Raw genomic sequence first — 6,200 nt, forward strand, 5'->3', positions numbered from 1 at the left:
ATGTCCGGCCCGACGCGGGCGCCTGGCTGGAAGCATCGCTGCTGGCCAACTATGTTACCGACGCGCGCAATCATCTGGCCGCGCAGACATCCGAATCGATTGTCTCCGGCACGCTGACCTTTCCCGCCGCCAAGGAGGTTGAACAATGAAGCATGTGGACCCGCAAAGCCCGGTCTCCTTCCGTGCAAACATCACGCGCCTGCCGCAAAAGGGCCTGCCGCTGGTTGTCGAAGCCGATGCCGCACAGCGTGCGGCACTGGCCGAGGAGCACGGGTTGATTTCGGTCGAATCCTATCGCGCCGAGCTTCTGGTCGCGTCGTGGAAGCGCAATGGCGTGAAGATAAGCGGTCGTGTCGAAGCCGACATCACCCAGGCCTGCATCGTCACGCTCGAGCCTGTCGAAGCGCATATCGACGAACCGGTCGAAGCGCTGCTGCTGCCCGAGGATTCCAAGCTTGGACGGCAGGGTTTCGATGGTGGCGGCGAGATCCTGCTCGACGCGGAAGGCCCTGACAGTCCAGAGACATTTTCCGGTGACACGATCGATGTCGGGGCACTCGCCGAACAGTATTTCGGGCTCGCCATCGACCCCTATCCGCGTAAGCAGGGCGCAGCGCTCAACGCCGGCAGCGAGACCGAACCGGCGGAGAATGAATTTCAGCAAAAACTGCGATCCTTGCTGGGAAAATCCTGAAAAGCTCGCCCGCGACGGAAAAGTCGGTTGTGTGGCAGCCCAAAACCGTTATTTTCGCCGAACCTTCGCGGTCGCTAAACGACCTGCCGCCTAACCGTGAGACAAATACCGCGTGATCAGGATTTCCATCGATGCCATGGGCGGCGATCACGGACCAGCCGTGGTCATTCCAGCGCTCATGACGGTCGCGACCCGTCGTCCCGACATCCGCTTCGTCATCTTCGGGCGTGAGGAGGTCGTGCGCCCGGAGCTCGCCAAATTTCCCAAGCTTGCCGAGATCAGCGAATTCTTCCATTGCGAAATTGCGGTCAGGATGGACGACAAGCCGAGCCAGGCGCTGCGCCACGGCCGCTGGAAGTCATCGATGTGGAAGGCCGTCGAAGCGGTCAAGGCCGGCACGGCCGACGCCTGCATTTCCGCGGGCAACACCGGTGCGCTGATGGCGATGTCGAAATTCTGCCTGCGCACCATGGCCACCATCGATCGCCCGGCGATCGCAGCCCTTTGGCCGACATTGCGCGGCGAAAGCGTGGTGCTGGATGTCGGCGCGACCATCGGGGCCGATGCGCAACAGCTCATCGATTTTGCCATTCTCGGCACCGGCATGGCGCGCTCGGTCTTCGGCATAGCCCGGCCCAGCGTCGGCCTGCTCAATGTCGGCGTCGAGGAGATCAAAGGCCAGGAAGAGGTTAAGGAGGCGGGGCGCATGCTGCGCGAAGCCAACATGGCCTCGATGAACTATCACGGTTTCGTCGAGGGCGACGATATCGGCAAGGGCACGGTCGACGTTGTGGTGACCGAGGGCTTCGCCGGCAACATCGCTCTGAAGACCGCGGAAGGCACGGCGCGCCAGATAGCGGGTTATCTGCGCGCCGCGATGAGCCGCACCCTGATGGCCAGGATCGGCTACGTCTTCGCTAAGGGCGCCTTCAACCGCTTGCGCGAAAAGATGGATGTCGGCCGCTCCAATGGCGGCGTTTTCCTGGGGCTGAGCGGGATCGTCGTCAAAAGCCATGGCGGTGCTGATTCTGACGGGTTCGCCGCCGCGATCGAACTCGGCTATGACATGGTCCGCAACAACCTCCTCGACCGTATCGAGGCCGATCTGGACCTGTTTCATGCGCGCAACCCGCGCGCCCTGTCATCTAGGAAATCCGACGTCGTCACCGACGCAAAGGAATAGGAAAGAACTTTGATCAGATCAGTCGTGCGCGGCACGGGCGCCGCGCTGCCCCGCCGAATCATGAAGAATGCCGATTTCGAAGGCATGGTCGAGACCTCCGACGAGTGGATCGCCCAGCGCACCGGCATTCGCCAGCGCCACATCGCGGGCGATGACGAGACGACCGCTTCGCTGGGGGAAGCGGCGGCACGTGCCGCACTTGCCAATGCGGGCCTCACGCCCGCCGACATCGATCTGATCGTGCTGGCGACCTCGACGCCCAACAACACGTTTCCGGCCACCGCCGTCGAGATCCAGAACCGGCTCGGTATGCATCACGGCTTTGCCTTCGACATGCAGGCGGTCTGTTCGGGTTTCGTCTATGCCGTGACCACCGCCGATCTCTACATCCGCGGCGGCCTGGCCAAGCGTGTCCTGGTGATCGGGTCCGAAACATTCTCGCGCATTCTCGACTGGAGCGACCGGTCGACCTGTGTGCTGTTCGGAGACGGCGCCGGTGCCATGATCCTGGAAGCGGGCGAGGGCGCGGGCACGATCGCCGACCATGGCGTTCTGGCGGCCAGCCTGCGCTCCGACGGCACGCACAAGGACAAGCTTTTTGTCGATGGCGGGCCGTCGACGACGGGTACGGTCGGCCATCTCCGGATGGAGGGCCGCGAAGTCTTCAAGCACGCGGTCGGCATGATCACCGACGTCATCGAGGCGACGTTCGCGCAAGCCGGTATCTCAGCCGAGGATCTCGACTGGTTCGTGCCGCACCAGGCCAATAAACGAATTATTGACGCTTCCGCCAAGAAGCTCGGGATAGCTGAGCAAAAGGTGGTGGTTACGGTCGATTTGCACGGTAACACCTCGGCTGCTTCCGTGCCGTTGGCGCTGTCGGTGGCCGTTGCCGACGGCCGCATCAAGAAGGGCGATCTCGTCCTCCTGGAAGCGATGGGTGGCGGCTTCACCTGGGGCGCTGTCCTGGTTCGCTGGTAAGTGCCGAACGGTCCAGTTTCGGTCCTTGACCTTGACGGATCAATTACTTAGGCTCTGCCGTTGTTGTGCCGAATTTTATGTTTTGAGCTGATGGGACGGTCGCATGGGGGGAAAGACACTTACGCGCGCCGACCTTGCCGAGGCAGTTTACCGGAAGGTCGGCCTGTCGCGCACTGAATCGGCCGAACTCGTCGAAGCGGTGCTGGATGAAATCTGCGAAGCCATCGTGCGCGGCGAAACGGTGAAGCTGTCGTCCTTCGCGACATTCCACGTCCGCTCCAAGAACGAGCGTATCGGCCGCAATCCCAAGACTGGCGAGGAAGTGCCGATCCTGCCGCGTCGGGTGATGACCTTCAAGTCGTCCAACGTGCTGAAGAGCCGTATCTTGCGCTCCCATCAGAGCGGCAAGGCCAAAAGCGGCAAGTAATCCTAGAGCGCGGTTGAAAACCGCCACCGCCATGACGCCGGGCTTGAATATTGCTTCATAAACCGCTGAAATAAGCCCCGATTCGGCAGCTAGGCCGGATCATCGTCCAGCGTGAGGATTCGCCCATGGACAAGAGCCCCGACGCCTTTCGTACCATCAGCGAGGTCGCCGAAGATCTCGATTTGCCGCAGCATGTGCTGCGCTTCTGGGAAACGCGTTTCAACCAGATCAAGCCGATGAAGCGCGGCGGCGGCCGTCGTTACTACCGGCCGCAGGATGTCGAGCTGATCAAGGGCATCCGTCACATGCTCTACGACCAGGGCTACACCATCAAGGGCGTGCAGAAGCTGTTGCGCGAGAACGGCAACCATTTCCTGGTTGCCATCGGCAATGGCGACATGGCCGCCGTCGAGGCGATCTCGCAGCGAAGGCAGGCTGACCAGGTGCCGCTGACGCCGGCGGCCCAGCCGCGCAGCATGGACGACGAACTGGTCGGCCAGCCGCGCGTCAAACCCAGCCGTCGCTTTTTCGGCCTGGGCAAGAGCGACGAGGACGGTCCGGTGCAGCCGGATGCATCGAAACTCTCGCGCGACAACAGGGCCTTGCTGCAGGAGGCGTTGTTCGACCTCCTGGAATGCAAGCGCCTGCTTGATCAGGTGCGCTGACCGCAGCCCGACGCGATAGTTCGAAACCGGAACCCGTCTTCCGGTGAGGCGTTACGTTTCCTTCTGCAAGTGAAGGAAACACATCATGGCATCATTTTCGACCCTCTCGGACATCGATCTCGACAGGCAGGTCGCGGCTCTCACCAAAGAACTGGCCAGCTTGAAGAGGGCTGTGGCAAGGCGAGGCGGCGCCTACTACGAGGACGGTCGCGATGCAGCCTTCGACACCTATTCCGATCTTGCGGGGCGTCTGCGCGACGCCATGCCGGCACTGCGTAAACAGGGCAGGGTGATCGAGAGGTCGGCCCGCGACCATCCGGCGGCTGCCGCTGCTGTCGGCCTTGTGGTGCTCGGTCTTGTCGCCAGTCTGCTGTTCAGCCGGCGCTGAGGCGGTGCTTCTGATGGTTGAGGTAGCTGGCGCCGTCATTCGACGAACTTGGTGCGCCCAAATCGTGTCGAGCTAACGCGCCGCAATGCCAAGGGAAGACCGGCCTTGGACAGGAAGCCAAGGCCGGTCTTCTCGGTGGCAGTTTGCGGTGCTTAGGCCTTGTTTCCGATCACATGGTGGTGGTGGCGGTGATGATGGTGATGGCGGACATGGTGGCGATGATGATGGTGGTGACGATGGTGCTTTGCCATCGGCGCCGCATCCGCACTCGTCGCACCGATGACGGGCACCGTGAAAGCCAATGCAACTGCAAGCCCGAGGGCCGAGAGGAGGGACTTCTTCATGGATCGTTTCCTTTTGTTTCGCGGGCGCATATGGATCGGGGCGATAGCCCGGCCGCCGCGAATGGAATTACGCGCCTGAATTTTTTCGTCAGTATTTCCCGATTGTAGAATTTTGTTTCTGGACTGTTTCTGCCCAATCCAGCCTCCCGCCACCATGCACGGCAAGATCGAGAGGCGGCCATTGGCCGCCTGTCCGACTACATCGGCGGCACGACGCCGTTGGTCCCGACCACGACGCGGCTGGCGCTCAGCGCGCCGTCACTACCCCGCTCTGCGGTGACAAAGACCGTCGCACCCGGCTTGAGGTCGCTCGGCGTCGCCGGCGCGAAGGTGACGACAGGGGTGGTGTCGGGAATCGAAATCTTCTTGGTCTGGCCATTGTCATAGGTCAGCGTGACGGATCGCCCGCTTATATCGGTAACGTCGGCGACGGTGCCGTTGGTCATCCGGCTGTTTGGCTGCAGGTCCCAGGGGCGGTCACCCTCGCCGGTGCCTTTCAGCGCGGCCGGGAAGACCACCACCTCCAGGGCGCCGCTGCCGCCATCCGCTTTCGATACGGAGGCAATGCCGAGGAAATCGCCCTGCTTGATGTCCGTTGCCGAGGCGTTGGCGACGCCCGAGATCTTCCAGCCGGCCTTGAGCTTGATCGCGTCGGTATCGCCCTGGCGGGTTTTCACGGTGAGCAGCGTGGGCTTAAAACTGACCACCGTGCCGCGCACACGAAGCGCGCCTGCGGCTTGGGCGGCGCCCGCGCCGGCGACGGAAAGGCTGGAAATCGTGCCGAGCACGACCATGACTGTCTTCAAGTTCATTGCAAAAAATCCTTCCGGGAAAGAACTGGCTGGAACCGGATGGTTTCGCGCCAGCGACCCGGAGATAACGAATGGGCGCGGCGAAACTGCCGGCAAAAGGCCAATCAGGCCTTCAAAACAACTTGATCGCGACGTGTGCGCCAGAGGCCGCGCCAGGCACCCGGTTCACGATCCCGTGACGGCCATTTTGGCCCTTGGCAAATCACCAGTGAGAGGGCATCTTCCCGACCGTCTCAGGCAACACTCCTCATTTGATCAAACTCTTTCAGTCATGGAGTTGCCAATGCCCCATAATGCGAAAAGCGAACCCCACTCCGAACCGGCAACCAACGGGAGCGGGCCAGATTACAACACCCTCAGAGCGATGCGGGAGACCCGCGGTTACAGCGTGGAAGAGCTTTCCCTGACATGCGGCCTGGCGGTGGACGAGATTGAGGATATCGAAAGCGGCAGAGTGACCGATCCGTCGAAGCTGCGTCGTATTGTGTCCGCGCTTCACCTTCCCCAGGAGGCTCTGATCACCCCGGCTGCGCCGACGCCGGCGCAAGGTCGATCGCTGGCGTAGACCCCGCACCAGGCATTCCAGAGAACCCGCCAAGGCCCTCTTGGCGGGTTTCTTTGTACCTGCCGCAGCGTCTGCTTCAGCCTGGCGCTTGCCGATTTGTATGCCGCGCGTGCTTATATGCGCGGCGGCCCCGGCTCCTGG

The 6,200-nt window shown here is 62.2% G+C and carries 8 protein-coding genes; 7 read left to right on the top strand and 1 reads right to left on the bottom strand.

Annotated elements, in window-relative coordinates; genetic code table 11:
• The first annotated feature begins 145 nt into the window (after positions 1–145).
• The 6 genes from EN994_RS13995 to EN994_RS14020 all read left to right on the top strand — a co-directional run bounded on the left by EN994_RS13995 (position 146) and on the right by EN994_RS14020 (position 4,338).
• Positions 146–694, top strand: a complete 549-nt coding sequence (locus tag EN994_RS13995; protein ID WP_013532234.1) for a DUF177 domain-containing protein — start codon at positions 146–148, stop codon at positions 692–694.
• A 112-nt stretch (positions 695–806) separates the two neighbouring features.
• On the top strand, positions 807–1,877 hold the full coding sequence (plsX, locus tag EN994_RS14000; protein ID WP_024504675.1) for a phosphate acyltransferase PlsX: 1,071 nt from the start codon (positions 807–809) through the stop codon (positions 1,875–1,877).
• Positions 1,878–1,886: 9 nt separating this feature from the next.
• Positions 1,887–2,858, top strand: a complete 972-nt coding sequence (locus EN994_RS14005; protein WP_024504674.1) for a beta-ketoacyl-ACP synthase III — start codon at positions 1,887–1,889, stop codon at positions 2,856–2,858.
• 103 nt (positions 2,859–2,961) lie between these two features.
• Positions 2,962–3,285: an integration host factor subunit alpha gene (locus EN994_RS14010; protein WP_013532231.1), complete on the top strand. Its 324-nt coding sequence runs from the start codon at positions 2,962–2,964 to the stop codon at positions 3,283–3,285.
• Positions 3,286–3,410: 125 nt separating this feature from the next.
• A complete protein-coding gene (locus EN994_RS14015; RefSeq protein ID WP_063167770.1) occupies positions 3,411–3,950 on the top strand; it encodes a MerR family transcriptional regulator in 540 nt (179 codons plus the stop codon).
• Between the two features lie 85 nt (positions 3,951–4,035).
• A complete protein-coding gene (locus tag EN994_RS14020; protein ID WP_013532229.1) occupies positions 4,036–4,338 on the top strand; it encodes a hypothetical protein in 303 nt (100 codons plus the stop codon).
• A gap of 541 nt (positions 4,339–4,879) precedes the next feature.
• Here the strand turns inward: EN994_RS14020 and EN994_RS14030 are convergent.
• Positions 4,880–5,494, bottom strand: coding sequence for a hypothetical protein (locus tag EN994_RS14030; protein ID WP_063167771.1), 615 nt, complete (start codon positions 5,492–5,494; stop codon positions 4,880–4,882).
• A 283-nt stretch (positions 5,495–5,777) separates the two neighbouring features.
• Between EN994_RS14030 and EN994_RS14035 the strand changes: the two genes are divergently transcribed.
• Complete coding sequence (locus EN994_RS14035) at positions 5,778–6,059, top strand: helix-turn-helix transcriptional regulator (protein WP_063170208.1); 282 nt, start codon at positions 5,778–5,780, stop codon at positions 6,057–6,059.
• The last annotated feature ends 141 nt before the right edge of the window (positions 6,060–6,200 follow it).

It is taken from the genome of Mesorhizobium sp. M7A.F.Ca.CA.002.09.1.1 (genome assembly GCF_003998555.1).
Lineage (GTDB): Bacteria > Pseudomonadota > Alphaproteobacteria > Rhizobiales > Rhizobiaceae > Mesorhizobium > Mesorhizobium ciceri.

What these genes read in the sequence shown, in the direction of transcription:
- EN994_RS13995 (WP_013532234.1), top strand. Translation starts at nt 146, where the DNA reads ATGAAGCATGTGGACCCGCAAAGCCCGGTCTCCTTCCGTGCAAACATC.
- EN994_RS14010 (WP_013532231.1), top strand. Translation starts at nt 2,962, where the DNA reads ATGGGGGGAAAGACACTTACGCGCGCCGACCTTGCCGAGGCAGTTTAC.
- EN994_RS14015 (WP_063167770.1), top strand. Translation starts at nt 3,411, where the DNA reads ATGGACAAGAGCCCCGACGCCTTTCGTACCATCAGCGAGGTCGCCGAA.
- EN994_RS14020 (WP_013532229.1), top strand. Translation starts at nt 4,036, where the DNA reads ATGGCATCATTTTCGACCCTCTCGGACATCGATCTCGACAGGCAGGTC.
- EN994_RS14030 (WP_063167771.1), bottom strand. Translation starts at nt 5,494, where the DNA reads ATGAACTTGAAGACAGTCATGGTCGTGCTCGGCACGATTTCCAGCCTT.
- EN994_RS14035 (WP_063170208.1), top strand. Translation starts at nt 5,778, where the DNA reads ATGCCCCATAATGCGAAAAGCGAACCCCACTCCGAACCGGCAACCAAC.